The organism is Domibacillus sp. (assembly GCF_031181085.1).
Classification (GTDB): domain Bacteria; phylum Bacillota; class Bacilli; order Bacillales; family Domibacillaceae; genus Domibacillus.
Map to the genome: position 1 here is coordinate 1 of NZ_JAPSLE010000011.1, position 25,133 is coordinate 25,133.

Below are 25,133 nucleotides of genomic sequence, written 5' to 3' on the forward strand. Positions count from 1 at the left end.
TAGGCACGCCGCCAGCGTTCGTCCTGAGCCAGGATCAAACTCTCCAAAAAGTGTTTGACTTGCTCATTTGTTTCCATTAAAACACGGGGTGTTTTAATGGAAGATAAAAATTAAAACGTTGACGTTTTTATTGATTTTGTTCAGTTTTCAATGTTCAATATTCTGGAGCGGGTGATGGGAATCGAACCCACGACATCAGCTTGGAAGGCTGAGGTTTTACCATTAAACTACACCCGCATAAAAATGAAGATCGGGAAGACAGGATTCGAACCTGCGACCCCTTGGTCCCAAACCAAGTGCTCTACCAAGCTGAGCTACTTCCCGTTAAGTAATATAATAAAATGGCGCGCCCGAGAGGACTCGAACCTCTAACCGCTTGATTCGTAGTCAAGTACTCTATCCAATTGAGCTACGGGCGCTTATTTATTTGGTGCGGCCGAGAGGACTTGAACCTCCACGGGGTTGCCCCCACTAGGCCCTCAACCTAGCGCGTCTGCCATTCCGCCACGACCGCATAAAAGCGTTCCGCGCACCAAATTGTCGTTTGCCAACAAAATAATATTTTACATGAACTTCATTGCCTTGTCAACACTTTTTTAAAAGGTTTCGAAGGAATGGTGAGCCATGAAGGACTCGAACCTTCGACCCTCTGATTAAAAGTCAGATGCTCTACCGACTGAGCTAATGGCTCGAAAAAATGGCTGGGCTAGAAGGATTCGAACCTTCGCGTGACGGAGTCAAAGTCCGTTGCCTTACCGCTTGGCTATAGCCCAATACTTTCTTTAAAATGGCGGTCCGGACGGGACTCGAACCCGCGACCTCCTGCGTGACAGGCAGGCATTCTAACCAACTGAACTACCGGACCATGGAATATTAAACATAAAGAAGGGAAACCGGTGAAGCCGGCTTCCCGACGATGACCCCTACGGGATTCGAACCCGTGTTACCGCCGTGAAAGGGCGGTGTCTTAACCGCTTGACCAAGGGGCCTTAAAAGTAAAATATGGCGGAGAAGGAGGGATTTGAACCCTCGCGCCGGTTACCCGACCTACACCCTTAGCAGGGGCGCCTCTTCAGCCTCTTGAGTACTTCCCCAAATTTGGCTCCGCAGGCAAGACTCGAACTTGCGACCGATCGGTTAACAGCCGATTGCTCTACCACTGAGCTACTGCGGAATAACGAATGTTATCTTATCGACACTTAGTATTATAAACCAATTACTCATTTATAGTCAACAACTTTTTTAGCTATTTTTCAATATTTATTAATTGAACACCTTTATAAAAAAAGCTGCTCAATTAAAATATCAATTGAAGCAGCAATTGTCAACATCATTATTCGATAATTTCTTTTAAAACTCCCCGGCATGCCCCGCATACATATTTTGATGTGTTAATACGCCGGTATCTTTTATACTTTATTCCGCATCCTGAGCATTTATAAAAAACAATCTTTCTTTGTTTCTGCTTCCCTTCCTGTTCTGGAAGTGTCCGGCAGTGACGCGGCGATCCGGTTTGTTTCAGCAGCTCTTTAAAGTCCTCATCCCCATGCTTGTACCCTTTCCCTTGCAGATGAAGATGGTAATGGCACAGCTCGTGCTTTAAAATACCAATGAGCTCTTCTTCTCCAAAAGCTTCAATGTATTTTTCATTCACTTCAATATTGTGAGATACAAGCAGGTAGCGGCCTCCGATTGTCCGAAGCCGCTTGTTAATATATGCCCGGTGCAGAAAAGGCCGATTAAAAAAACGTTCTGACAGCTCTTCTGTCAGCTTTTGAATCATTTTATCGCTCGTTTTCATTTAGATTCGTCTTTAACCATCGTCAATGAAATTCTTCCTTTTCCAGCTTCTACAGCATCTACCCAGACGGTTACGATATCCCCAACTGACACAACGTCGAAAGGATTTTTCACAAATCCTTTTTTCAATTTTGAAATATGAACGAGTCCGTCCTGCTTTACGCCGATATCTACAAAAGCGCCAAAGTCTGTTACATTCCGAACGGTTCCCTGCAGCTCCATTCCCTTTTGAAGATCCTCCATTTTCAGGACATCTGTTTTTAAAAGCGGCGCCGGCATTTCGTCACGCGGATCGCGTCCCGGCTTTTGAAGTGAGTCAATAATATCTTTCAATGTCAGCTCGCCAATGCCAAGCTCCTTTGCTATTTGCTCTGTATTCACCGTCTGAAGAGCAGCTCCCAGCTCTTCTGAACCAATATCTGTCGTTTTAAATCTAAGCGATTTCAACAGAGCGGTTGTTTCTTTATAGCTTTCCGGATGAATAGGTGTCCGGTCAAGCGGTTCTTCTCCATCTGTAATACGCAGAAAGCCGATGCACTGTTCAAAGGTCTTCCCGCCAAGACGCGGCACTTTTTTGATCACAGAACGCTTCGTAAATTTTCCGTTTTCTTCTCGATATTGAACAATATTTTTGGCTACTGTTTTATTTAACCCTGCTACGTGTTCAAGCAGCGAAGGAGAAGCTGTATTCACATCCACACCCACACGGTTTACGGCTGTTTCTACCACGAATGCAAGCGAGCTGGATAATTTCTTTTGAGATACATCGTGCTGGTACTGGCCTACGCCAATCGATTGCGGATCGATTTTTACCAGCTCCGCCAACGGGTCTTGAATGCGGCGCCCAATCGATACAGCACTTCTTTCTTCTACTTGAAGGTGAGGAAACTCCTCGCGTGCAATATCAGACGCAGAATACACGCTGGCCCCTGCTTCATTTACAATTATATAAGCAGCTTTTTTCTTGAGGCTCGGCAGCATTTCTACTACAAATTGTTCGGTTTCCCTTGAAGCCGTCCCGTTTCCAATAGCAATAATGTCTGCTTCAAACTCTTCTGCAAGCTGTTTAAACAGCTCTCTCGCTTCTTTTCTCTTTCCTTCTCCTGTGTGCGGATACATGACTTTAATCGCTAGAACTTTTCCCGTTTCATCTACAACCGCCATTTTACATCCTGTTCGGTATGCCGGATCGACTGCAAGAACCACTTTTCCTTTTAACGGCGGCTGGAGCAGAAGATTTTTTAAGTTCTCCGAAAAAATGTGGATAGCCCGTTCTTCTGCTGCTTCTGTCAGTTCATTCCGCACTTCTCTTTCTACAGAGGGGCGAATAAGACGCTTGTATGCATCCCGGGCCGCATCCACTAGAATCGGGGCTGCAGGGCTTTGTTCATTTTGAATGAATTTCTTTGTTAAATAGCGGATTACACGCTCTTCATCAAAAGAGACAGCAACCTTTAGGACTCCTTCACTTTCGCCTCGGTTCACAGCAAGCGTGCGGTGGGGAGCAATTTTGTTAATTGGCTCTTCATAATCGTAATACATTTTAAAGACTTCTTTTTCATCTTCACCTTTTAACTCTGTTTTTATTTTTCCATATTTCGTCAAGTCAAGCCGTATACGCTCCCGAACCGCTGCATCATCTGCAATAGTCTCTGCAATGATATCCGCTGCGCCTTGAAGAGCGGCTTCTATGTTTTCTACTTGCTCATTTGTATATTGTTGAGCTTCTTGATCAATTTGCGCGCCTTTAGGACAGGATAGAAGCCACTTGGCTAAAGGCTCTAAACCTTTTTCTTTTGCAACGGACGCTTTTGTACGCTTTTTTTGCTTAAACGGACGATAGATATCCTCTACAGCCCGCAATGTTGCTGCTGCCTCAATAGCTGTTGCGATCTCAGGAGTCATTTTTTGCTGTTCGGTAATCGAACGGACAACCTCTTCTTTCCGCTGCTCAAGATTTTTGCGGTATGTATATTTCTCTAAGATTGTTCGAATTTCTACTTCATCCAGTGATCCGGTCATTTCTTTTCGATACCGGGCGATAAAGGGAATTGTATTCCCCTCTTCTGTTAACTGAATAACAGCTTTTACTTGTTTCACACTGATTTTTGTATCTGCTGCCGCTGCTTTAATTAACTGTTCCTCCATACAGGTGCCTCCGCTTCTTTCTTGAATATTCATATTGTAGCAAAAAAAGAAAAAACCCGCTGATTCACAGCAGGTTGCCAACTAAAAAGGTTGCATCGTCATTTGATTTTAAAGCGACAGCGTCCAGTTCTGCTGCAATCTGTTCTGCACTCCGGTAGCGCATCAGCTCTTTTGTGTTAAGCAAATTAACGCCATCTGAATGAACAAGAAATTTGCTGCCCGGCTCATACGTAAAGCGTTCCATTCTATACCGTTGCGGACGGCCGGATAAATAACCGGTGACAGGCAGAGGATACGTAAGTTTTCCATCTTTAGCATATAAGTAGAAACGAATATTGCCGACGCACGTATATTCAAAACTTCGTGCATTAAAATCAATTTTAAACAGCGCAACCGCCGCTCCACGTTTTTGAAACATAGCGGTGTTAATTAAATTCATCATTCCTTCGACCGATTCTTCCTGCCAATCCCGTTTCACAATTTCCGCCGCTGCTTGTGATGACTCATAGGCGTAGCGGCCGCTTCCAAGGCCGTCTGCAAGCAAACAAACAAACGAGTTTCCCTCCTGCGCGAAATAATAGGTATCCCCACAAAAAGAATTTCTGTTTTTTGAATGTGTACCTGCTATTAATTCTAGCTGTTCATTTTGTATTTTTTCCATTAAGAAAGGTGCTCCGTCGAATAGGCTTCAGCATGGATCGCTTCTTTCAACTTTTTAATAGCCCTTCTTTGTAGCCGGGAAACATGCATTTGGGAAATACCAAGCTTGTCCCCCGCGTCTTTTTGACTCAGGTTTTCAAGATAGGTAAATTGTATAATCTGCTTTTCCCGGTCGGATAACACATGTAATACTTTTTCAAGAACAAGGCGCTGGTCGACACGCTCATATCCTTCTTCACGGTTTCCAACAATATCAAGAAGCGTTACCGTACTTCCATCCGAATCGGCTTCAATGGAATGATCCACTGATAGCGCCTGATAGCTTTTGCCCATCTCCATTGCTTCCAATACTTCTTCCTCTGAAATATCAAGATAATGGGCGATCTCATCAACGCGGGGTGACCGTTGAAGAGAAGTGGTTAATTCTTCATTCGCTGATTTAATTTTTGGGCCTAGTTCTTTTATACGCCTCGGTACATGTACACTCCATGTTTTATCGCGCAAAAATCGCTTGATTTCTCCTACAATAGTCGGAATGGCGAATGCTTCAAAGCTTTTCCCAAAAGAATCGTCATATCGGCGGATTGCTCCCAGCAGTCCCATCATCCCTACTTGCACGATGTCTTCATGGTGGGAACGCCCTTTTGAATATTTTCTAGCAATAGACTCCACCAATCCATGATAATGTTTCACAAGCTTATCTTGAGCGTCCCGGTCTCCGTTTTCCTGAAAAGCCTTGATCCATTCGATTGCCTGAAGCTTTGCAGCTTGGTTAGGTCGAGATGGTTTCTGCATCCCTCTCCACCTGCTCTCCTTCGAGATACTTTGTCATAAACAAAGTAATCCCTTCATTTTGATGTACTCTCACTTCATCCATCAGTGTTTCGATCAAATAAAGGCCCAGCCCTCCTTCACGAAGGAATTCAACTGACTTTTCTGTATAGGGCCCCAGTGCCTCTTTTGTTTCTTTAAAATCAAAACTATTTCCGTTATCCGATACAATCACTTCCAGGTGATCCTCATAAAGGCGAAAGCCGATCAGCACTTCTCCTTCTTCCCCTTTATAAGCGTGCTGGACAGCATTCGTAATCGCTTCACTTGTTGCAATTTTCAAATCTTCAATCGTGTCATATGAAAAACCCATCCGGCTGGCAATACCGGAGAGCGTTAATCTTGTAATACCGACAAATTCTGGCTTGGCCGGGATTTTCATTTCTACATAATCAGCATACGTCATTCTTACACGCCACCTTCTGATCCAGAATTAATGTTCATGATGTCCGCAAGGCCCGTAATATCGAAAAGACGCTTTAAGCGATCAGATAACCCAACTAGCTTCATGGTTCCATCATTCGCATTTAAGCTTTTAAAAAGTCCGACGAAAACGCCAAGACCTGTACTGTCCATATATGTAACACCAGACAGGTCAACGACAAGATCCGCTTCTTTTTTCTCTGTATAAGGAAACGCTGTTTCACGCAATTTTGGTGCCGTGTAGGCATCAATTTCACCTGCAAGTTTGATCGTTGTCTGTTGTTCCTGTTCTTGTACGTCAATTGAAATATTCATTTAGGATAAACCACCTTTAACATATTAATCGCTTCATTACTCAATATCCCTTTTATACCCTTCGTATATAAGGATTAAACCCATTAAGAAGTTCTTTTTAAAATAATGAGCGTAAAATCGTCACGAAGCTGAAAATCCTGTAAATACTCCAGCTCTTTGTATACTTTGTCGGCGATATCCTGCGCGTCAAGATGTATGTATTTTTTAATATACCCAATAAGTGTGTCTACCTCTAAAAAACCTTCTTCTGTTCGGCATTCTGTTACACCATCTGACATGAGCAGAATAATATCCCCAACTTCTACTTTCCGTTCGTACTCTTTGTACTTTGTTTTCTTGTCTACGCCGAGCAGCAGACCTTTTGCCTGCAGTTCATCAAATTCTCCTGTATCGGCATGATAAAAAAAGCCTGGTTCATGGCCGGCAGATGAGTAAGAAAAAACATGTGTTTCCGGATTATACAAACCACTGAACATCGTAATAAACATTGTCGGGTCTACATTCTGTTCTACAACGCGGTTTAGGCGCTCAAGTACATCGCCCGGGGCCTGGCTATCCTCCGGCATACTATCCATCGAATACTTAATCATCGACATACAAAGGGCTGCAGGAATTCCTTTGCCAATAATATCAGCAATCGCTACACTGATCGCGCCATTTTCATGTGATACAAAATGGTAATAGTCTCCGCTCATTTGCTTGGCCGGCACACTGATTGCCCCGATGTCCATAGAGGGAATGCAAGGAATCTGTGTGCCAAGAAGTGTCTGCTGCATGCTCGCAGCTACTTCGATTTCATTGATCAGTTCTCGCTGGATTGTACGCAAGCTTTGATGCTCACGATACGCCAAGCCATAACTCATCATCACCTCAAGCAGAATATCAAGCGACAGAAGAAGCGATTCCGGAAGGTCCGGTTCAAGATCCATAATGGATGTTTTATGAAGGCTGATCATTTCCTCCGGCGATATTTTATACTCGATTGACTTCCGGCTGAATTTTTGGCTCATGTATAAAGCCTGTTCAGTTTGGTCATTAATATACGTCTTTAATATTTCTTTGTATTCATCGAGCATCGTATCTCTGAAATTCATCCTTGTCCTCCTAACGGAGCCACTTCACCGACTTAATAAGCGTCCCTTCGCCCGGCGTAGATTCAATAGAAAATTCATCCATCAGCCTTTTTACACCGGGAAGTCCAGCTCCAAGTCCACCCGAAGTTGAAAAACCGTCTTCCATGACTTTTCGAAGATCCGGAATACCCGGCCCCTCGTCACGGGAAACAATGGTCATTCCTTTTTTCGCTCCATTCTCTACTTTCTCTATTGTTATTTCTCCCTGGCCTGCGTACAAATAAATATTACGAGCCAGTTCACTGATCGCAGTCGTAATACGAGCCTGGTCAACCGTACCGAAACCAAGCTCTTTCGCTACATTCCGGCCAAGTTGTCTCGCCGCTACGATATCCCATTCATTTATAATTTTCACACTAGAGTCCATCGTGTCAGTCCCCCAGTTCCCGTTGAAGTTTCTCCAAACCTTTTTCGAGATCCAGTGCGGTCATCACTTCCTCCAGACGAATACCAAGCTCGATCAGCGTAATCGCAACGGCAGGCTGAATACCTGTAATTACCACTTTAGCTCCCATTAGCTTAGACATGCTGATTACATCGCCCAGTACTTTTGCAATGAATGAATCGATGAAATCAATGGATGTAAAATCAATGACGACTCCTCTTGCACTTGTTTCATGGATTTTATGAAGAAGATCTTCTTGAAATTGCAGAGCTGTTTGATCATCAAGCTCCCATTGGATCGAAATGAGTAAACAATCGTGCAGTTTTAAAATCGGAATTCTCATGTTCATTCTTGTACCTCCACAATTTGTCTTGACGTCGATGCAAGCGCCTGCTCTACGCCTTTTTTCATTGTGCTCGTCGTTGTTACATCTTCAAGATTAATACCTAAATTTACAATCGTTTGAGCAATTTCTGGACGAATGCCGACAATGGTGCACTTTGCTCCAACAAGACGGACCGCTTCTGCCGCTTGGATAATATGGTGGGCAACCATTGTATCTACAACCGGTACACCGGTAATATCAATTAATACCACTTCGGCTCGATGGCTGACGACCCCTTCAAGCAAGTTTTCCATAATCTGCTTTGCCCGCTCCGTATCAATTGTGCCGACAAGCGGCATAACAGAAATTTTGTCAAAAACCGGAATCAGTGGTGCAGATAATTCCTGAAGGGCAATTTTTTGAAGAGAAATCGTCCGTTCCCAAGATGTGGTGTACGCTTCTGTGATGGTTTTATACATCGGAAAAATCCAGTTATTGATCTCTGCTGTAAAATCAATATAAGTTTGTTGATTAATTTCACCTGAGCGCTGCATGCCGTTTTCAACAATCTTCCCAAAAACACGAAGACCATCTGTAATCATTGTCAAAGGCCATCCAAGACGGACAATCTTCTCTGAGAAGTCAACAGCACGCTCTTGGAATTTTTCCTCGGAATCTGAAAAGTTCGACATAACGAGCTGGATAAACTCTGAACTTGTTTTTACAAACATATGGTCAGACATAGCCTGAACAGCGCGCTCGTCAGCTTCTGTGCGCATCAATTCAATCCACTCGTTTAATATGTCATCATTGTGAGACTGTACATATTGAAAAATCTTTTTCCGCATTCGGTTCTCTCCAATCGTCGTTCCGCTCCAAATCTGCGGTTTTCGTCAAAAACGTTCATTATTTTTATTATAAAGGTTATTTGAGTAATTAAAAAGCCGTATCATCTGACAGGCGTGAAAAATTATGGTTTAAAGAAAAAAAGCACCTCCGTTTAAACGAGAGGTGCTTTGTTAAAATTGTATAAGACCTAAACTAATTTGCAAAGCGTCGTCCACTTTCTCCATCATTCCGTCGTCAAGCTGCGTGATCTTATCTGTAAGCCGCTGCTTGTCGATCGTTCGAATCTGTTCGAGTAAAATAACGGAGTCTCTTTCAAATCCATACCGCTCCGCATTAATTTCCACATGCGTCGGCAGTTTGGCTTTTTGGATCTGAGCTGTAATGGCTGCGACGATAATAGTGGGACTGAACCGATTCCCGATGTCGTTTTGAACGACAAGAACAGGCCGGACGCCGCCTTGTTCGGAGCCGACAACAGGGGACAGGTCTGCAAAATATACGTCACCACGTTTTACGATCACACGGTTTATCCTCCACTTACTAAACGTTCGACTGTGTTTCCTGCCTCAAATTCGGCTTGCATCGCTTCTGATGCAATAGCAAGGTTGATCTTGGCCATTTCCATATAACCACGCCGCATCGATTCTTGAATATGACGTTTTTTTCGCTCGCGTAAATACATTTTTGTTGCGCGGTAAATGAATTCACTGCGGCTAATTTCTTCCTGTTCCGCAAAACAGTCAAGTTCATTCACAAACTGCTTTGGCAAGTTTACTAACACATCTGTCGTCGTACCGGATTCAGACAAGAACTACACCTCCACCAATCACTGCACACATCTCTTTGCTTATTACTGTCCCACTTATCATACCATTCACTGAAAGGGTTTGGAAAGACATTTTCAAAAAATGTTACACAACAGGACCTTTGACGGTCAAATCTATTACAACAGAGGATTGGTCACAGACACTTTTTTTCCGTTTTCTACATACACTCTTGGCACACGTGACGTAATCACACATGGAATTTCGTAATTAATGGTTTCTCTTTTCTCGGCGATTTCTTCCATTGAAATTTCTTCATTTTGCTGTTGTCCAATGAGTGTTGCCAATGTTCCGGTTTTATATTCCTCTGAAAGCCTTACCATGCACTGATCCATGCAAATCCTGCCTATAATTGGCATCCTCCGGCCGTCGATTAACACATCCTGCCCGCCTAACTTGCGAATCCAGCCGTCTGCATAACCAATGGGAAGGGTGCCGATCCATTCATGCTCAGCAGCTTCGTAGGTGGCTCCATAACTTACTTTTTCACCAGGCTTAAGCTTTTTTACATGAACAAGCTTTGACTTCAACGAAAAAGCCGGCTTAAGCGGAAAAGGCAGTTGCGCGGATATTTCAGTCGAAGGCGTCAACCCATACATAGCAATACCAAGCCGGACCGCGTTAAAGCCCACTCCTTTAAACCGAAGCGTGGCTGCGCTATTTGAGCAATGAATAAACTGAGGCTTTTCTTTTAATGCGTCAAGCATCTCTTGAAAGCGTGTAAGCTGTTCCTCCATGTAGTTTGTTTCTTCTTCGTCCGCTGTTGCGAAATGAGTGAAGATCCCATCAAAAATAAGCCGGTCTGACGCTTCAATCCGACTGATCGCTTGAAGCAGCTCGGATTCATCCCTAAAACCGATACGGCCCATTCCAGTATCGCATTTTAAATGTATATTCAGCTGCTGCCCTTTATGTACAGCAGCTTTTTCAAACCACTCTTCATTATGCACCGTAAGTGAGATACCTTGGGCTGCTGCTAAATGGGCATCCTCCGGCCGGCTTGCACCTAACACAAGAATAGGCACTTTAATCCCTGATGCTCTCAGCTTTAACGCTTCATCTAAAAAAGCGACCGCCAGCCCTTTTGCGCCAGCTTGAACAGCTGCCCGGGCGACCTGCACATCTCCATGTCCGTATGCGTTTGCTTTTACAACTGCATATAAAAATACGGAAGAATCAAGCTGTTCTAATGTTTTTTCCACGTTCCATTTTATTGCATCCAAATCAATTTCTGCCCAGGTGTCCCGGTAGAATTCCATTGATGTCACTTCCCAGTTCATTTATCGTCTTGCTCTTTACTCCCTAGTCCTCAGCCTGTGGTTCTTCTTATCCAAACCGGAGCGCTCCAGACCATTCAGCGCTAATCGGGATTCTTACGCATTTCCTATTTTAAACAAAAAAAAAGCGGCGGTAAACTGCACCGCTGCCTCTTATTTAATTGATTCCGGTGAGATCGAAGCGGCAATGCGCGCCATCTCGCCCTGGGACAGTTTATCTGACGCCAGCATAAATTCCACACCATTATATACCCAATGAAGTGACCCGTCTTCTGCCTCCCCGGCCGCAAAGCCCATATCGGACAAGTCGCCGGACGCACGGGCGATTCCTTCTTCACTAGGAACGGCAGGCTGCTCAATCAATGTGAATGGCTTGCTGCCTTCATAAGTTAAGATCACACGGTTATCAATCCGGGTTTCATCTGCCAGCTCTGCTCCTCCGGTCTCTGTTGGATAATGAATCATGAATTCCGAAGGCGATGCGCCAGCTGTTTCTTTGGCGGCGGCTTTCTTTTCACTAAAATCATCTTTTGCAAATTTCGGCTTTAAGTCCATCTTTTTAAATACAACCGAAATAACAACCTTCCCCTTCGTATCCATTACTTTCACAAGCGCTGGGGTGAAATTTTTCTTGTGAAATGAAATCTCTTGCTTTGGAAGCATTTGACTGTTTGTGTAGCGCGTTTTTGTTTGGAACACATAGTAATCCTCTGTTTCTTTAAAAACAGCTTCTCCATCAGCTTGGATATCGGCAGCCAGCGATTCAAACAGGTAGGACTGGCTGCTATTTTCCGGCCAATTATTTTCATAGCGGAAGCTTTTGCCGAGTGATGGAGTCATCACATAAATCCCTGTTTTGTTTTTAACAATCGTCTGGCTGTGCTTATTGGTTACCGATGAAAGATGAACGCGGTAATTCGTATGACGCTGATTCCAAATGTCTACGTTATACGTTTGCTTTTCTTCACCTGCCTGCACTTCTAAAATAGCTTTCGCTTTATAACCGGCGGCATTTCTTGCTTTGTCGGAAATTTCCTTTACAACGTCTTCTTGTGACGGCGACCCTCCGCACGCAGATAAAAGAAGCACCATCAACAGCAATCCGATCCACTTTTTCATCCCCGCACCCCTTCCTCACTAGCACTATATGAGGAGGCCTGTACAATTATGATTCAATGATTACAACTGCTGCGGCATAATGCTGGCTATGGGTAATCGTGACATGAACGCCTTCACTGTACGGCTGGATGAGAATCGGCTTGCCTCTCTCGTCTGCACCTACTTCAATATCCTGAAACGACAGCTCCCCGCCAATGCCTGTCCCGGCCGCTTTTGAGAATGCTTCTTTAACCGCAAAGCGCCCGGCAGCATATTCAAAGCGGCGTGTGCCTTTTTTTTGGAGATAAGAATCGAGCTCCGCCGGTGTCAGCACCCTCTCTAAAAATTTCGGCTGTCGATCAATCAGCCGCTTGATCCGGTCAATTTCAACAATATCCATCCCAATGCCCTTAATCATAACAGCCATCCTTTCTTAAAAAAAAAGCCGTTCCGGGCTTCCGGAACGGCTTTCGTCGATCATTGATTAGTTAGATGAATATTTACGGCGACCGCTGCCTGATCCGCCTTTGCGGTCACGGTTTCCGTAAGAGCGTCCGCCGCCCTGGCGTCCACCTCCGCCAGATTTGCGGTATCCGCCTGAGTTTTTGCTGCGGAACTTGTCACGTTTTTGTGGAAGTGCCGCTTCATTTGTAATATGAACCGGTGTACGGTCCGGCTCTTTTGTAATAAGTTTTAATGCCGCCGCTACAACATCTTCTGCACCGTACTGGTCAAGCATTTCCTTTGCAAATGAGCGGTATTCTGCCCATTCATTTTTAGCAATCGCTTCTTCAAGCTCTGTAACAGCCGCTTGCTGCAGACCGCTAAGCGCATCATCCCAAGATGGAGCTTCCATCGGGTTCATACGTTTTTTCGTTGTACGTTCCACTTCACGCAGATAGCTCATTTCACGTGGGTCAACCAGCGTAATCGCCATACCTTCTTTACCAGCGCGTCCTGTACGGCCGATACGGTGAACATAGCTTTCAGGATCCTGTGGAATATCATAGTTATAAACGTGTGTAACGCCAGAAATATCAAGACCGCGCGCCGCAACGTCTGTTGCTACCAGCACATCGATTTTTCCTGCTTTAAAACGGTTTAATACTGTTAAACGCTTTGCTTGTGTCAAGTCACCATGAATACCTTCCGCCTGGTAGCCACGCAGGCTAAGTGCATTTGCCAACTCATCAACACGGCGCTTTGTACGACCAAAGATGATTGCAAGCTCCGGTGAATGAGAATCCATCAAACGGGCAAGAACATCGAATTTTTCACGCTGCGGTACTTTCACGTAATACTGATCAATGTTAGAAACTGTCATTTCCTTCGCTTTTACTTTGATCATTTCTGGATCTTTCATAAAGCGCTCAGCGATCGCCCGGATTGGACCCGGCATTGTTGCTGAGAAAAGAAGTGTCTGGCGCTCTGCAGGAACATTTGAAAGAATTGATTCAATGTCCTGAATAAAGCCCATGTTCAACATTTCATCTGCTTCGTCAAGAACAAGCGTTTCAAGATTTTCAAGTTTTAATGTACGGCGGTTAATATGGTCTAGAATACGTCCCGGTGTTCCAACGATAATATGCGGGCGTTGTTTAAGCGCGCGAATTTGGCGTTGAATGTCCTGTCCGCCATAAACAGCCAGCACGCGGACACGTTTGCCGCTGCCGATTCGATAAAGTTCTTCTGAAACCTGAATGGCAAGCTCGCGTGTCGGTGCAATAATCAACCCTTGGATTGCTTCATTTTTTGTGTCAATTTTTTCTACCATCGGGATACCAAACGCTGTTGTTTTACCCGTTCCTGTTTGTGCCTGTCCGATGATGTCTTTTCCGGTTAAGCCTAAAGGAATCGTTTCAGACTGAATCGGCGTCGCCTCTTCAAAGCCCATTTTGTCAATTGCTTTCAGCGTTGCTTCGCTTAAATTTAAATCTTTAAATTTTGTCAATAGTTTCTTCTCCTTCTATGTTAAACTGCCATCCGCACAAAAAAATACCCTTCTACATTTATGCGAAGAGCAACATGTCTTTTCCATCTTATCATTTCACGTCCGAATTTTCAATGCGCATTTGTATAACTTTACGTTATTCGGAAAGAAAAGTAAAGACTTTCTTGAAAAGCTCTTCAGTATTCCCTGTATGGCAAATTAAATGCTTCGCGTCAGGCGAGTAGTACAAGTGCCGTTCAGCCGAGGAAAGGCGGCGGTAAATATACGCAGCACTTTTAACAGGCACGATTCCGTCTGCTGTTCCCTGCGCAATAAACACCGGAATATTAATTTTCCTCAAGGATGGCCGCGCAAGCCCGACTACCTTTTGAAACTGACGTGCTGCACTTGGCGGAGTCATTAACAGCTTCTCCCGGTATCTTAAAAACAATTCATTTTCGTGGAGTTTTTTCTCTCGTAAATCCTGGAACATCACCCGGATATCCTGCTTAGCCTGGGACGGGTTCAAATATTTAGCCGCTGCACTCAGCATCACCAGCTTCCGCACCGGATAACGAGCCGCTAAGTAAGCAGCGATCAGTCCTCCCATCGAAAAACCGATCAGGTAAACCGTCTCGCATTCCTCTAAGAGCTCCAGCAGTGCTGCTTCTGCACAGTCAAGCCACTCATTACAGGAAACTTTTTTCAAGGACAGTGTTTCGCCGTGCCCCGGCAAAACGGGCACGGCAATTTTCCAATCCGTATGGGCACGCAAGTAATCAGCAAGCGGCTGTACTTCATATGGGGAGCCAGTGAAGCCATGAATGCATAAGCATCCGTTCATGATGATCCACCGCCTTTTTTAATGTGAAAGACTTTCCACAACCTCTTCAAGCTTCATGCCTCTTGACGCTTTTACAAGAATCAGCTCACCGCCTTGGAGCATCCCTTGAAGGGATTGCACCAATTCATCTTTGTCCTGGAAAGAAAAAACACGCTCAGAGCCAAACGAGCCTTTTGCACCTGAGGCAATAAACTGCCCGAGTGTTCCGTATGTGAATACGTAATCAATTTTTTCCGCATCGATTGCCTGCCCTGTCTGATAGTGAAACAGCTCTTCATCCAAACCAAGCTCCAGCATATCGCCAAGCACCACAATTTTTTTAGAGGTTGACGGTAAATCCGCCACAAGAGAAACGGCCGCTTTCACAGATGTAGGACTCGCATTGTAAGCATCATTAATGATTTTCACGCCATTTTTGCCTTCTACCCACTCCATGCGCATTTTAGTCAGCTCGACTTTTTTCAAGCCTTTAGCAGCCGCTTCGAATGGTACATCAAACAAAGATGCTGCCGAAACAGCCGCAAGCGCATTGGTTACATTGTGCTGGCCAAGAACAGGAAGCTCAAACGCAAGAGCAGGTGCTTGATTCATGGTAAAGCGGCTGCCCCTTTCTGTTTGCTCAATAGAGATTGGGTGCATATCATTGCTTTTATCCATACCAAATGTTTTTGTCTGGAAATCTGCTTCTTCTGTTACGCGTTCTGAAAGAAGCGGCTCATCTCCTAAATAAACAAGCGTACCGTCTTCAGACATTCCTGCCGTTATTTCCAGCTTCGCATCTGCAATCGCTTCACGCGAGCCCAAGTCCTGCAAATGCGCTTCACCGATATTAGTAATAATCGCAGCATCAGGGGAGGCGAGCTTGGAGAGAAGTTCAATTTCTCCTCTGCCGCTCATCCCCATTTCTAAAATTGCAATTTCAGTGCTCTCTTGGAGAGAAAGCATCGTAAGCGGCAGGCCGATATGATTATTGTAATTGCCTTCTGTTTTTTGTACGCGGTACTTTTCTCCAAAAACGGAAGCTGTCATATCCTTGACTGTCGTTTTGCCGTTACTTCCAGTAACTCCAATCACTTTCACTTCCAGGGAATCACGATAAGATTTTGACAGCTGCTGCAGAGCAAGCAGCGTATCTTCTACTACTAATACAGGCAAATCCTCCGGCATTCCAGGCACGTCTTTTTGCCAAAGCGCTGCACCTGCCCCGCTTTCGATCGCCTGGCGTACGTACTGATGCCCATCTGTATTCTCTCCGGAAAACGGGATAAACAGGCGGCCGCCGTCCACTTTGCGGGAGTCGATCGAAACACCTTTAATTTTTTGGTTGTACCATTTTGTTACATCATTTTCGACATTGATCATGTCTGTTATTTGCTCGACTGTTTTTTCAATCATGAGCGCCCACCTTTAAACCGTGTATTTAATCGATTGTTTTTCTTTATGTCGTTCAATACCAAGATCAATCATTTTCTCAATCAGCTGCGGATATTCCACGCCCGCTTCTTTCCAAAGAAGCGGGAACATGCTGAATGGTGTAAAGCCCGGCATTGTATTCACTTCATTAATAAGGAAATCACCCGTTTTGGTTAAGAAGAAATCCGCCCGCACAAGGCCTGAACAGTCAAGTGACTGGTATGCCCGGATGGCCAGTTCCTTCATTTCTTTTTGCTGTGCCTCGGTAAGGTCCGCCGGAATAATCAACCCGGTATCACCGTCTTCATACTTTGCTTTATAATCATAGAAATCCTTCTTCGGTACAATTTCTCCGATTACCGAGCATTCCGGCTCGTCATTGCCAAGGATGCCGACTTCGATTTCGCGTGCCGTTACCCCTTCTTCAATGATCACTTTCCGGTCAAATTGAAAAGCTTCTTCCATCGCCGCCATTAGCTCATCCTGGCTTTGACATTTACTGATCCCGACGCTTGAACCGAGGTTAGCCGGCTTAACAAAGCACGGCCAGCCAAGCTTTTCTTCAATGCGGCGGCATGCCTCTTCCTTGTTTTGTTCCCATTTTACTTTCGTTATATGTGTATAATCTACCTGCTTTAAGCCGGCTTGAGCAAATACATTTTTCATCATAATTTTGTCCATGCCCGCCGATGAAGCAAGCACACCGTTTCCTACATAAGGAACATTTAATACTTCCAGAAGGCCCTGCACCGTTCCGTCTTCCCCATTTGGCCCATGCAAAAGTGGAAAGACAACATCATATTTATTTTGTGCAAGCATGGATAAAACATGCTCCGTTCCGCCGTTACCAGTCAGTTTCAGTTCTTCTACTGTTTCAGCCGGCCCTTGAAGCTTCTCTCCTTCTGTCCAGGTACCATCTATTGAAATGTAAATTGGATATACATCGAAATTATTTAAATTGATCGCTGCTGTAACAGCTTTTGCTGTTTGCAATGACACGTTATGTTCTGCTGATTTTCCCCCGTAAAGCAATCCAAGTTTTGTTTTCATAGTCATCCTCCAAAAAAGTCGGTCTCTCTTATTCTACCATGCTTTCATTTAATAAGCAGAATCTTTCCATCCGACTTCATACTCAATTTATGTATATGCATAATGCTTAAAAGAAATAACTCTCTTTTGCCTGTTGCTTTAGGCCCTTGCATCTGTAACGAGCTTTTGCATAATAATGAAGCGGATTCTCAAAAAGAGAATCCGCTTTTCAAGAGAAAATACTCCATTCGTGTGTTTTCTTATCAAATATAAGCCGGGCATTCGGTGGTGTTCGGAAGCTCGTCACGTAATCATCAAAGACATCGTCCATGCTTGTGTGGTCTCCAACAATCCACATCGGTACCTCCACTTTAAAACGGCTTTGCTCCGCTTTAGAAAGAGAAATAACAATCCCTTCCTTCATTCCGCTGCTGAGTCTCGCAATCATATCAGGTGGTATCGGCGGAAAAGCAGATCCCTTTTTTAATGCGAAAAATGACCGCTCACTTCGAAAAAGTCCGAGCTTTAAGGCAATGAGCTTGCCGAGCATTCCGTAAAAGTCCTGCATATTTCGATAATAGGTTTTATTAAACCATTCATCATCGTGTGATAAGTATGCATAGCGGTTATTCAGCTTGCTGTAAAAGGGGCGGCGCAGATGTTCTTTACTATGTGCCAAATAAAGAAGTTCGGCAATTTCGGGCCCTTCCATTTCGTTTAATCCATCCGAATCTTCAAAGTCAACCCAGCAGAAATCGCCGTACTCACCGACATCTTCTTTTAACAGACGCGGAAGTTCTCCTGCTTCGATATAATCAAAACGGGTATGCATATTAAAGTCGCTGCCTTCAAACTTATGTTTTAACAAAAGCAGATGAGGCGGCGTTGCCGGAAGAGACCTCAAAAATTCCTGGAATTCAATTCCATATGAAATCACATACTGATTAATAGGATGTAAATGTATATAAATGAGCTCTTTCACGTTTCCGGGATTTTTCAATCGCCTTACCTCCACATCATGACAAAGTGCATAGCTGAAACCAGCTTTTTTTGCTATACTTTTATCTTATCAAAATTCGTCTCGCTGCGTATGTAAATTTTAAGGAACTTTACAAAACAGTACTACTTTTTAAATAGTTTCACTTTATACTGAAGAAGCAGCTCAAATTTCACGTTAAAGGAGGGGATGCCTGTGATTTCGAACTTAACCGAGGATCAGCTGACCCTGCTTGTTATCAAGCATTTAAAAGAAGGTAAGAAAACAGATTTGCAGCAGCTGATCGATGAACTCCACCCTTATGATATGGCGGCTATTTATCGGAACCTTCCGAACAAGCACCAGACACGTTTTTTGCTTCATTTAACGATTCCAATCTTAACCGACATGATTCAGGAGCTTGAGCATGATGAGCAGATGGCCGTCCTGAAAAAAGTCGGAAAAGAACGCTCTCGTAAAGTACTCGATGATATGGACAATGATGACTTGGCGTCTCTCCTTGACGATATGTCTCCAGAAAACATGGAGCAGTTTTTATCTGGTATGAAAGAAGAAGAGTCAACCATCATCCACAATATGATGAGCTATCCACCGGAAACAGCCGGACGGCTTATGACAAACCGATTTGTCTGGATTAAACATTCCTATACCGTACGGGAAGCGGTGGAAAAATTAAAAACATTCGCTGAGTTTGCGGAGACGATCAATTACCTCTATGTGATTGACGACGAAAAAAAACTCGTTGGCGTTGTTTCTTACCGGGACATGCTTCTTGCAGATACACATGAGAAAATTGCCGATATCATGTATGGGCGGGTGATTTCCGTTGATGTATATACCGACCAGGAGGAAATTGCCCGCTTGATTGAACGGTATGACTTTCTCGCAATCCCGGTTGTGGACGAAGCCGGCATTTTAATTGGAATTGTTACATTTGATGATATTATTGATGTCGTCATTCAAGAAGCAAATGAAGACATCGAAAAGCTTTCTGCTTCCGGGAAGTCGATTGATTTTGATACAAAAGCAGGCATCGCGGCTTTCAGGCGTCTGCCGTGGCTTGTACTGCTCCTGTTTATCGGACTTGTGTCCGGCAGCATTATTTCCGGCTTTGAAAATACAATCAATCAAGTAGTAGCACTCACCTATTTTATGCCTATGATCTCAGGCATGACCGGAAATACCGGCACGCAGTCGTTGGCCGTTGTCGTGCGCGGACTTGCTTCACGAGACATCGATATGCGGACTGTTCTTGCCTTGGTCGGCCGCGAATTTGGCGTTGGCTTGATTATCGGCGCGGTGTGCGGTATTTTGATTTTTTTTATTGCGTTTTTCTGGCAGGGCAGCGCCGTTCTTGGATTTGTGGTAGCATCGTCTCTTTTGCTGACATTGATCATCGGAACCCTGTCAGGCACGGTTATTCCGCTCGTACTGTATAAATTAAACATTGATCCGGCTGTTGCATCCGGCCCGCTTATCACAACCATTAATGATATTTTTTCACTTATTACGTATTTTACGATTGCATCCTGGTTTTTAGCACATCTTTTGTAAAAATGCCGCTGTTTGACCGAATTATCTGTTCTTATTATAATAATATTAATAAAAAGGCTGATAGGAAGAGGGTGATCAAATGGGACATTGACAGCAGCTCGCTTTTTCTACACTGCCGGTTTTTCGAATTTGATCATCATATTAAATAGGAGGTGACTTCTTCTTTCGCCGCTTGCGGGAGAAGAAATCTGATTGGACATATGGATTGGGCTGATTGCTGTTATCCTTTTGGCGTTGTCATTTACAGCCATTCGTTACGTAAAACGGAAAGAAACAAATGAAACAGGAGAACCCCCCTCGAGAAAGCATTCTTCCGCTCTTCTCGCTGAATTAACGGGGACCGATCCTGAAAATCACCTGTCGCAGTTGAATGACCGGGCAGCAACAGAAGTGATGGTGCCTCGAACAGAGATGGTGTATTTTGATAAGGAAGATGCAGTTCGGGATTGTGTAAAGATTTTCCGTGAAACAAAGCATACCCGCTATCCGGTAGCGGACGGTGATAAGGACCGTATCATTGGCTTTGTCAACTTTAAAGAAGTCATTGCTGAGTATGTGTCAGACCCGGTTGTCGGTTCAAAAAGCATTAAACATTTTGTCCGGCCCATTACACGGGTAATTGACTCCACTCCCGTTCATGAACTGCTTACGAAAATGCAGACAGAGCGGACACAAATGGTGATACTGTTGAACGAATACGGCGGCACATCAGGTATCGTAACAGCGGAAGATATCGTTGAGGTTATTGTCGGCGAACTCTATGACGAATTTGATGTGGCTGAACCACCCGTTATTCAGCAAATTGGAGACTTACACTTTATCGCGAGCAGCAAAATGCACGTTTCCGAAACGGCTCAATTGCTCGGCATTTATATGAATGACGAGGATGTTGACACGCTTGGCGGCTGGATGTTAACAGAGAGGTATGATATTCAGCCCGGTGAATCAATCGAGCACAGTGGATTTTTATTTACTGTTTTACAAATGGAAGATCAGCAGATCCGTCACGTTGAAATTCAGCGTGTACCGGACCGGGAAGCCGTACAAACCGGGGATGAGCCTTCATCCATTGCGGTTATAGAACCATATAACGCCTAATGCAAAAACCCGCCCTTCCGGCGGGTTTTTGTGTTTTCCTAAAAGGGCTATTATAATGAGAAAGAAATGATATTCGGAAATGGAGTTTTAGCATGAAAAAGCTTTTAGCTGCAGGTCTTCTGCTTGCCGCCTCGTGGACAGTGCTCCCGACGGTATACGGTCGGTCATATGCCAAAAGAGTGAAGAAACAAGGACCTGACCGTCGAGAAATCGCCCTGACTTTTGATGACGGTCCAAACCCTGTTTATACACCTCTTCTATTAGACCTGCTCAAACAATATAATGTAAAAGCTACATTTTTTGTTATCGGGGAAAAAGCGAAACTTTATCCCGATTTGATTCGTAGAATGGAAAAAGAAGGCCACGAGGTTGGGATCCATAATAACCGCCATATATCCAGCTGGCTGCTTTCACCAGCCGCGCTGGAACGGGAACTTGTACAAGCCGCCAGCCATATTACAGCGATTACGGGGAATCGCGCTGAGCTGTATCGGCCGCCCTGGGGGCATTTCAACCCGTTCACGCTGCAAAAAGCACAGCCTTTTCAGACGGTTATGTGGACAGCTATTCCGGGAGACTGGAAGAAAAAAATGACTCCTGAGAAGCTGGCCCAAAAATTGCGCCTTGCCCGTTCCAATGGCGCCGTTATTACCCTGCATGACAGTGGACATACCTTTGGTGCCTATGAAAAAGCTCCTGCAGTTATGCTGGAAGCCCTGCGTCTTTTTTTAATGGATCAAGAATCGGCTGCTTTTTCATTTGTAACAGTTAGCACTTTGTACCGCTCCAAGTCGTAAAGTAAGCTGCTTCGTGTTAAAGTGAGGGATTAAATGGAATCATTAGTCATTGCCTATTTAGCGAAATATGGATACGCTATTTTATTTTTAGCTGGTATTTTTGGCATTGTCGGCATCCCGGTGCCGGAAGAAAGTTTATACGTCTATGTGGGAATGCTTGCTAAGAACGGCTCGCTTTCTTTTTCTAAAGCTTTTGCGTCCCTTCTTGCGGGCACATTGGTCGGAATGGCTGTCAGCTATTCGCTGGGGCGGATTGTCGGACAGCCGCTTTTGGACCGTTACGGGAAATACCTGGGTGTTACGAAAAAAAGGCTTGGAAAAACTATTATGCATTGGGATTTATCGCGCTCGCTCTTAGCTGGCTTTTTCATCCCGGGTGTTCGGCAGTTTAATCCATATTTCGCCGGAATCGCTAAGTTTTCCATTTCTGGTTTTCTTGCGCTCTCTGTTTTAGGCGGTTCTGTATGGGTACTTATGTATATGTCAGCTGGTTTCTTAATCAGCTCTTATATTCAAATTAAACCAGAATATCTAGCCATTGCCGGTGCTGTCTTTTTTGTTTTGTTTGTTATTCACTTTATTATAAAATGGAAAAAATCGTCACATTCCCGCCGTTAAAGGAGTCAAGTTAAGATGAAAATTATTGTGCTTCCTTTATTTCGTCTGTCATCGGGCCATCATAAAGCAGCGGAAGCGGTTATCGAACATATTAGTATGGTTTGTCCGGACGCGAACATTCAAACTGTAGATATTCTCAGTTATTGCCACGAATCACTAGAATCTGTTGTCTCTAAAATGTACATGCAGTGGATCAGCAAAAAACCCGAATCCTACAGCAAGTTTTACAAATCTTTTATTTACACACCTGATGGCAGAAGAAGCAATCAAATGCCTCTCCATGTATGGGATAAATACTTCGAGTTCCGTCTTGCCCGGCTCATAGAAAAAGAGCGTCCCGACTATATTATCTGTACACACAGCTACCCATCAAAGCTGCTTAACCACTTGAAACGCCAACAAAAAATTACAATTCCGGTGATCAACGTATATACAGACTTCTTTGTCAGTGATGTATGGGGAAAACGCGGCATTGATTACCATTTTGTTCCTCATCTTGAAGCAAAAAAATGGCTTATCCGGCTCGGCGTTTCTGCAAACCGCATTTACGTAACGGGTATTCCGATTCATCCTTCTTTTGCAACGGGACACGCCCGAACTAAACACCGGTCTATTCTTGTTGCAGGCGGTAACAGCGGGTTAGGACAGCTTGAAAAATTGCTGCAGCATTTAAACGAAAGAACGCTTTCTTACACGTATAAAGTGCTGTGCGGCCATAACGAAAAGCTGCGCACACAAATTGAGCTGCTGAAAAATCCGCGCATTAAAGCTCTGCCTTATATGAGCAGCCGTGAAGAAATGAATCGGTTTTACGAAGAAGCATCTGCCATTATTACAAAACCGGGCGGAATTACTGTCAGTGAAGTGCTTGAAAAAGAGCTGCCTGTTTTTATTTCAGGCGCCTTGCCCGGCCAGGAAGAGTTTAATGCCGACTATTTAAAAAAGCGCGAACTTATTTATGAACTGACGGATGATCTTCCTATTGAACAGCAGATTACTGCCATTATCGACAGCGATATTGAACGAGGCAAATGGAAAAAAAGGCTTCATCAATACAGTCTTGAAAAAGAGCAGAATTTAACGACGACATTGCTGTCTATTTTCGGGAAAAACTCTTCTTCTGTCCCGCTGTAAAAGCAGGCGTCCTGTTTTTATTGGTGAATGCATAAAGGAGCATGCTATAATGTCAACCGAGACGACAAAATTTCTTCATGGAAAGGGTTATTATGGAAAACTGGATTATTTCAATGATGGAGCAGTATGGACTCTGGGGCATTTTTTTCTTGATTGCACTTGAAAATATATTCCCTCCGATTCCGTCTGAAGTTATTCTTACCTTTGGCGGTGTAATGACCAGCCAGACAGATTTGACTGTTACGGGAGTTATACTCGTTTCAACAGCCGGATCGGTTATAGGGGCTATTATTTTATACGGTGTCGGGTTGATATTAGATGTACAAACAATGGAGAAAATCGTGGCCCGTTACGGCAAACTTCTTCGTGTGAAAAACGAGGATATTCACCGGGCGGATGCCTGGTTTGATAAATATGGAGTTTGGACGGTTTTTCTCTGCCGCATGGTTCCTCTTATCCGAAGCTTAATTTCTATCCCTGCCGGCATGTCTAATATGAATTTTCTTTTATTTGTTTTGTTTACGACTGCTGGAACGTTAATATGGAATACTGTTCTTGTAAACTTGGGTGCCGCTTTCTCCGATTCATGGCATACGATCGTTGACTATATGGATGTGTATTCAAATATCGTTTATGCGATTTTAGCTATTATTTTTATCGCGGCAGTTACTTGGTTTATACGCAAATTCCGTAGCCGCTCTACTTAAAACGGAATGTTCGGCTCTTTTTCAATAAGCGTCCTGCCTTTCTTCGGCGGGGCGCTTTTATGCGGAACAAAGACAGTCAATATGCCCTTTTTTAACGTTGCAGACAGCCGGCGTCACAGCATACACTTCTCCATCCATGTCGATAAGCATCGGATGATCGGTTTGAATTGTGAATGATTGAACATGGTAGTGTTCAAGATTCGCGGCATGTTCTCCTGTTGCTTTAATTTTCTTTGTTTGAATCACTTCTTTTATAAGCGGAAAGCCTGAGTCTTTTACGATGATAAGTTCTAAGTAACCGTCTTCATGATTCGCTTGAAAAGGAAGGTCAACTGTCCCGATATAATTTCCATTCAACGCAACAACCAGTGCGGCTTCCCCTTCAAGTTTCCTTCCGTCCGCTTCGATCATATAATGAAAAAAAGATGGATGACGGACCGTTCCAAGGGCACTTAAATAGTAGCTCATTTTGCCGATCATGGATTTTTTGTTTTCATCGATATTTTTGGAAGTATCGGTAATCATGCCGATCCCCCAAAAGTTTGCAAAAAAACGATCGTTCATGGCACCGACGTCTACTTTACGGACAACACCTGTTTTTAAGAGGCGGCAGGCCGCGTTCAAGTCTTCCGGAACTCCAATTGCCCGGCTGAAATCATTACAGGTTCCACCTGGCAGTACGGCGACAACAGGCCTTTTTTCCAATCTGGCAATTCCATTGATACATTCATGAACCGTTCCGTCACCCCCATAAATGATGACAATATCATAATCCTGAACGTTCTCATAGCACAGTTTTTCTCCTTCTCCGGGTTCGGTAATCACTTTCCGCTCAATATGCCCGACCGCTTCCTTCAAAACCGATATTACTTGTTCAATAACCGGTTCTCTTTGACTTCCGGCATGCTCGTTGTGTATAAAAAGTCCTTTTGTAAAACGCACCG

At 44.1% G+C, this 25,133-nt stretch carries 27 protein-coding genes and 10 tRNA genes; 6 read left to right on the forward strand and 31 right to left on the reverse strand.

Going from position 1 to position 25,133, the window contains the following annotated elements; translation table 11 throughout:
* Positions 1 to 163: 163 nt before the first annotated feature.
* The 30 genes from RIN81_RS14115 to RIN81_RS14260 form a co-directional block, all read right to left on the reverse strand.
* Positions 164 to 237 (reverse strand) — tRNA-Gly (locus RIN81_RS14115).
* A gap of 13 nt (positions 238 to 250) precedes the next feature.
* Positions 251 to 324, reverse strand: a tRNA-Pro gene (locus RIN81_RS14120).
* A gap of 18 nt (positions 325 to 342) precedes the next feature.
* Positions 343 to 419 (reverse strand) — tRNA-Arg (locus RIN81_RS14125).
* Positions 420 to 428: 9 nt separating this feature from the next.
* Positions 429 to 514, reverse strand: a tRNA-Leu gene (locus RIN81_RS14130).
* Positions 515 to 615: 101 nt separating this feature from the next.
* Positions 616 to 691: transfer RNA gene (locus RIN81_RS14135), tRNA-Lys, on the reverse strand.
* A gap of 7 nt (positions 692 to 698) precedes the next feature.
* A tRNA-Gln gene (locus tag RIN81_RS14140) sits at positions 699 to 773 on the reverse strand.
* A 15-nt stretch (positions 774 to 788) separates the two neighbouring features.
* A tRNA-Asp gene (locus RIN81_RS14145) sits at positions 789 to 865 on the reverse strand.
* Between the two features lie 52 nt (positions 866 to 917).
* Positions 918 to 989, reverse strand: a tRNA-Glu gene (locus RIN81_RS14150).
* 14 nt (positions 990 to 1,003) lie between these two features.
* A tRNA-Ser gene (locus RIN81_RS14155) sits at positions 1,004 to 1,094 on the reverse strand.
* Positions 1,095 to 1,099: 5 nt separating this feature from the next.
* Positions 1,100 to 1,174: transfer RNA gene (locus RIN81_RS14160), tRNA-Asn, on the reverse strand.
* 159 nt (positions 1,175 to 1,333) lie between these two features.
* Entirely contained in the window at positions 1,334 to 1,801 is a 468-nt protein-coding gene (locus RIN81_RS14165) for a SprT family protein (protein ID WP_309091224.1), read from the reverse strand.
* Positions 1,798 to 3,948, reverse strand: a complete 2,151-nt coding sequence (locus tag RIN81_RS14170) for a Tex family protein (RefSeq protein ID WP_309091226.1) — start codon at positions 3,946 to 3,948, stop codon at positions 1,798 to 1,800. The genes RIN81_RS14165 and RIN81_RS14170 overlap by 4 nt, the downstream gene beginning before the upstream one ends.
* A gap of 64 nt (positions 3,949 to 4,012) precedes the next feature.
* Positions 4,013 to 4,609, reverse strand: coding sequence for a PP2C family serine/threonine-protein phosphatase (locus RIN81_RS14175; protein WP_309091228.1), 597 nt, complete (start codon positions 4,607 to 4,609; stop codon positions 4,013 to 4,015).
* On the reverse strand, positions 4,609 to 5,403 hold the full coding sequence (gene sigB, locus RIN81_RS14180) for an RNA polymerase sigma factor SigB (protein WP_242235241.1): 795 nt from the start codon (positions 5,401 to 5,403) through the stop codon (positions 4,609 to 4,611). The genes RIN81_RS14175 and sigB overlap by 1 nt, the downstream gene beginning before the upstream one ends.
* Positions 5,381 to 5,845 carry an anti-sigma B factor RsbW gene (rsbW, locus tag RIN81_RS14185; RefSeq protein WP_309091230.1) on the reverse strand — a complete coding sequence of 155 codons (465 nt, stop codon included), beginning with the start codon at positions 5,843 to 5,845 and terminating at the stop codon, positions 5,381 to 5,383. Before rsbW ends, sigB begins: the two co-directional genes overlap by 23 nt.
* Positions 5,846 to 5,847: 2 nt before the next feature.
* Positions 5,848 to 6,177: an anti-sigma factor antagonist gene (locus RIN81_RS14190; protein WP_242235246.1), complete on the reverse strand. Its 330-nt coding sequence runs from the start codon at positions 6,175 to 6,177 to the stop codon at positions 5,848 to 5,850.
* Positions 6,178 to 6,260: 83 nt separating this feature from the next.
* On the reverse strand, positions 6,261 to 7,271 hold the full coding sequence (locus RIN81_RS14195; RefSeq protein WP_309091233.1) for a PP2C family protein-serine/threonine phosphatase: 1,011 nt from the start codon (positions 7,269 to 7,271) through the stop codon (positions 6,261 to 6,263).
* 10 nt (positions 7,272 to 7,281) lie between these two features.
* Complete coding sequence (locus RIN81_RS14200) at positions 7,282 to 7,677, reverse strand: anti-sigma regulatory factor (RefSeq protein WP_242235251.1); 396 nt, start codon at positions 7,675 to 7,677, stop codon at positions 7,282 to 7,284.
* A gap of 4 nt (positions 7,678 to 7,681) precedes the next feature.
* Positions 7,682 to 8,044, reverse strand: coding sequence for an STAS domain-containing protein (locus RIN81_RS14205; RefSeq protein WP_172645569.1), 363 nt, complete (start codon positions 8,042 to 8,044; stop codon positions 7,682 to 7,684).
* Positions 8,041 to 8,868, reverse strand: a complete 828-nt coding sequence (locus RIN81_RS14210) for an RsbT co-antagonist protein RsbRA (protein WP_251273301.1) — start codon at positions 8,866 to 8,868, stop codon at positions 8,041 to 8,043. The genes RIN81_RS14205 and RIN81_RS14210 overlap by 4 nt, the downstream gene beginning before the upstream one ends.
* 171 nt (positions 8,869 to 9,039) lie before the next feature.
* Positions 9,040 to 9,390: a type II toxin-antitoxin system PemK/MazF family toxin gene (locus RIN81_RS14215; protein ID WP_018395451.1), complete on the reverse strand. Its 351-nt coding sequence runs from the start codon at positions 9,388 to 9,390 to the stop codon at positions 9,040 to 9,042.
* A gap of 5 nt (positions 9,391 to 9,395) precedes the next feature.
* A complete protein-coding gene (locus RIN81_RS14220) occupies positions 9,396 to 9,677 on the reverse strand; it encodes a CopG family ribbon-helix-helix protein (RefSeq protein ID WP_050182177.1) in 282 nt (93 codons plus the stop codon).
* Positions 9,678 to 9,812: 135 nt separating this feature from the next.
* Positions 9,813 to 10,973, reverse strand: a complete 1,161-nt coding sequence (alr, locus tag RIN81_RS14225; RefSeq protein WP_309091239.1) for an alanine racemase — start codon at positions 10,971 to 10,973, stop codon at positions 9,813 to 9,815.
* A gap of 150 nt (positions 10,974 to 11,123) precedes the next feature.
* Entirely contained in the window at positions 11,124 to 12,089 is a 966-nt protein-coding gene (locus RIN81_RS14230) for a LolA family protein (protein ID WP_309091241.1), read from the reverse strand.
* Between the two features lie 46 nt (positions 12,090 to 12,135).
* A complete protein-coding gene (acpS, locus tag RIN81_RS14235) occupies positions 12,136 to 12,486 on the reverse strand; it encodes a holo-ACP synthase (RefSeq protein WP_309091243.1) in 351 nt (116 codons plus the stop codon).
* 66 nt (positions 12,487 to 12,552) lie between these two features.
* Complete coding sequence (gene cshA, locus RIN81_RS14240; RefSeq protein WP_242235261.1) at positions 12,553 to 14,019, reverse strand: degradosome RNA helicase CshA; 1,467 nt, start codon at positions 14,017 to 14,019, stop codon at positions 12,553 to 12,555.
* Positions 14,020 to 14,155: 136 nt separating this feature from the next.
* Complete coding sequence (locus RIN81_RS14245; RefSeq protein WP_309091246.1) at positions 14,156 to 14,842, reverse strand: alpha/beta hydrolase; 687 nt, start codon at positions 14,840 to 14,842, stop codon at positions 14,156 to 14,158.
* Positions 14,843 to 14,860: 18 nt separating this feature from the next.
* The gene (locus RIN81_RS14250) at positions 14,861 to 16,237 is read right to left on the reverse strand and encodes a UDP-N-acetylmuramoyl-tripeptide--D-alanyl-D-alanine ligase (protein WP_309091248.1); all 1,377 of its coding nucleotides are present in this window, start codon (positions 16,235 to 16,237) and stop codon (positions 14,861 to 14,863) included.
* 12 nt (positions 16,238 to 16,249) lie between these two features.
* The gene (locus tag RIN81_RS14255) at positions 16,250 to 17,305 is read right to left on the reverse strand and encodes a D-alanine--D-alanine ligase (RefSeq protein ID WP_309091251.1); all 1,056 of its coding nucleotides are present in this window, start codon (positions 17,303 to 17,305) and stop codon (positions 16,250 to 16,252) included.
* Positions 17,306 to 17,513: 208 nt separating this feature from the next.
* Positions 17,514 to 18,284, reverse strand: coding sequence for a hypothetical protein (locus tag RIN81_RS14260; protein WP_309091253.1), 771 nt, complete (start codon positions 18,282 to 18,284; stop codon positions 17,514 to 17,516).
* A gap of 192 nt (positions 18,285 to 18,476) precedes the next feature.
* On the opposite strand from RIN81_RS14260, the gene mgtE reads away from it, so the two are divergent.
* The 6 genes from mgtE (at position 18,477) to RIN81_RS14290 (ending at position 24,189) form a co-directional block, all read left to right on the forward strand.
* Complete coding sequence (mgtE, locus tag RIN81_RS14265; RefSeq protein WP_309091255.1) at positions 18,477 to 19,835, forward strand: magnesium transporter; 1,359 nt, start codon at positions 18,477 to 18,479, stop codon at positions 19,833 to 19,835.
* Between the two features lie 192 nt (positions 19,836 to 20,027).
* The gene (locus RIN81_RS14270; protein ID WP_309091259.1) at positions 20,028 to 20,933 is read left to right on the forward strand and encodes a hemolysin family protein; all 906 of its coding nucleotides are present in this window, start codon (positions 20,028 to 20,030) and stop codon (positions 20,931 to 20,933) included.
* Between the two features lie 92 nt (positions 20,934 to 21,025).
* Positions 21,026 to 21,730: a polysaccharide deacetylase family protein gene (locus tag RIN81_RS14275; protein WP_309091262.1), complete on the forward strand. Its 705-nt coding sequence runs from the start codon at positions 21,026 to 21,028 to the stop codon at positions 21,728 to 21,730.
* Between the two features lie 33 nt (positions 21,731 to 21,763).
* Positions 21,764 to 22,348 carry a DedA family protein gene (locus RIN81_RS14280; RefSeq protein WP_309091264.1) on the forward strand — a complete coding sequence of 195 codons (585 nt, stop codon included), beginning with the start codon at positions 21,764 to 21,766 and terminating at the stop codon, positions 22,346 to 22,348.
* A gap of 15 nt (positions 22,349 to 22,363) precedes the next feature.
* Complete coding sequence (locus tag RIN81_RS14285; protein WP_309091266.1) at positions 22,364 to 23,482, forward strand: MGDG synthase family glycosyltransferase; 1,119 nt, start codon at positions 22,364 to 22,366, stop codon at positions 23,480 to 23,482.
* A gap of 92 nt (positions 23,483 to 23,574) precedes the next feature.
* Positions 23,575 to 24,189: a DedA family protein gene (locus RIN81_RS14290; RefSeq protein WP_309091268.1), complete on the forward strand. Its 615-nt coding sequence runs from the start codon at positions 23,575 to 23,577 to the stop codon at positions 24,187 to 24,189.
* A gap of 57 nt (positions 24,190 to 24,246) precedes the next feature.
* Here the strand turns inward: RIN81_RS14290 and RIN81_RS14295 are convergent, their stop codons facing one another.
* Positions 24,247 to 25,131 carry a diacylglycerol/lipid kinase family protein gene (locus RIN81_RS14295; RefSeq protein ID WP_309091270.1) on the reverse strand — a complete coding sequence of 295 codons (885 nt, stop codon included), beginning with the start codon at positions 25,129 to 25,131 and terminating at the stop codon, positions 24,247 to 24,249.
* Between the last annotated feature and the right edge of the window lie 2 nt (positions 25,132 to 25,133).

Bases quoted from the DNA above. Each gene is read 5' to 3' on its own strand.
- RIN81_RS14165 (WP_309091224.1), bottom strand. From the start codon at position 1,801: ATGAAAACGAGCGATAAAATGATTCAAAAGCTGACAGAAGAGCTGTCA.
- RIN81_RS14170 (WP_309091226.1), bottom strand. From the start codon at position 3,948: ATGGAGGAACAGTTAATTAAAGCAGCGGCAGCAGATACAAAAATCAGT.
- RIN81_RS14175 (WP_309091228.1), bottom strand. From the start codon at position 4,609: ATGGAAAAAATACAAAATGAACAGCTAGAATTAATAGCAGGTACACAT.
- sigB (WP_242235241.1), bottom strand. From the start codon at position 5,403: ATGCAGAAACCATCTCGACCTAACCAAGCTGCAAAGCTTCAGGCAATC.
- rsbW (WP_309091230.1), bottom strand. From the start codon at position 5,845: ATGACGTATGCTGATTATGTAGAAATGAAAATCCCGGCCAAGCCAGAA.
- RIN81_RS14190 (WP_242235246.1), bottom strand. From the start codon at position 6,177: ATGAATATTTCAATTGACGTACAAGAACAGGAACAACAGACAACGATC.
- RIN81_RS14195 (WP_309091233.1), bottom strand. From the start codon at position 7,271: ATGAATTTCAGAGATACGATGCTCGATGAATACAAAGAAATATTAAAG.
- RIN81_RS14200 (WP_242235251.1), bottom strand. From the start codon at position 7,677: ATGGACTCTAGTGTGAAAATTATAAATGAATGGGATATCGTAGCGGCG.
- RIN81_RS14205 (WP_172645569.1), bottom strand. From the start codon at position 8,044: ATGAACATGAGAATTCCGATTTTAAAACTGCACGATTGTTTACTCATT.
- RIN81_RS14210 (WP_251273301.1), bottom strand. From the start codon at position 8,868: ATGCGGAAAAAGATTTTTCAATATGTACAGTCTCACAATGATGACATA.
- alr (WP_309091239.1), bottom strand. From the start codon at position 10,973: ATGAACTGGGAAGTGACATCAATGGAATTCTACCGGGACACCTGGGCA.
- RIN81_RS14230 (WP_309091241.1), bottom strand. From the start codon at position 12,089: ATGAAAAAGTGGATCGGATTGCTGTTGATGGTGCTTCTTTTATCTGCG.
- acpS (WP_309091243.1), bottom strand. From the start codon at position 12,486: ATGATTAAGGGCATTGGGATGGATATTGTTGAAATTGACCGGATCAAG.
- RIN81_RS14245 (WP_309091246.1), bottom strand. From the start codon at position 14,842: ATGAACGGATGCTTATGCATTCATGGCTTCACTGGCTCCCCATATGAA.
- RIN81_RS14250 (WP_309091248.1), bottom strand. From the start codon at position 16,237: ATGATTGAAAAAACAGTCGAGCAAATAACAGACATGATCAATGTCGAA.
- RIN81_RS14255 (WP_309091251.1), bottom strand. From the start codon at position 17,305: ATGAAAACAAAACTTGGATTGCTTTACGGGGGAAAATCAGCAGAACAT.
- RIN81_RS14275 (WP_309091262.1), top strand. From the start codon at position 21,026: ATGAAAAAGCTTTTAGCTGCAGGTCTTCTGCTTGCCGCCTCGTGGACA.
- RIN81_RS14280 (WP_309091264.1), top strand. From the start codon at position 21,764: ATGGAATCATTAGTCATTGCCTATTTAGCGAAATATGGATACGCTATT.
- RIN81_RS14285 (WP_309091266.1), top strand. From the start codon at position 22,364: ATGAAAATTATTGTGCTTCCTTTATTTCGTCTGTCATCGGGCCATCAT.
- RIN81_RS14290 (WP_309091268.1), top strand. From the start codon at position 23,575: ATGGAAAACTGGATTATTTCAATGATGGAGCAGTATGGACTCTGGGGC.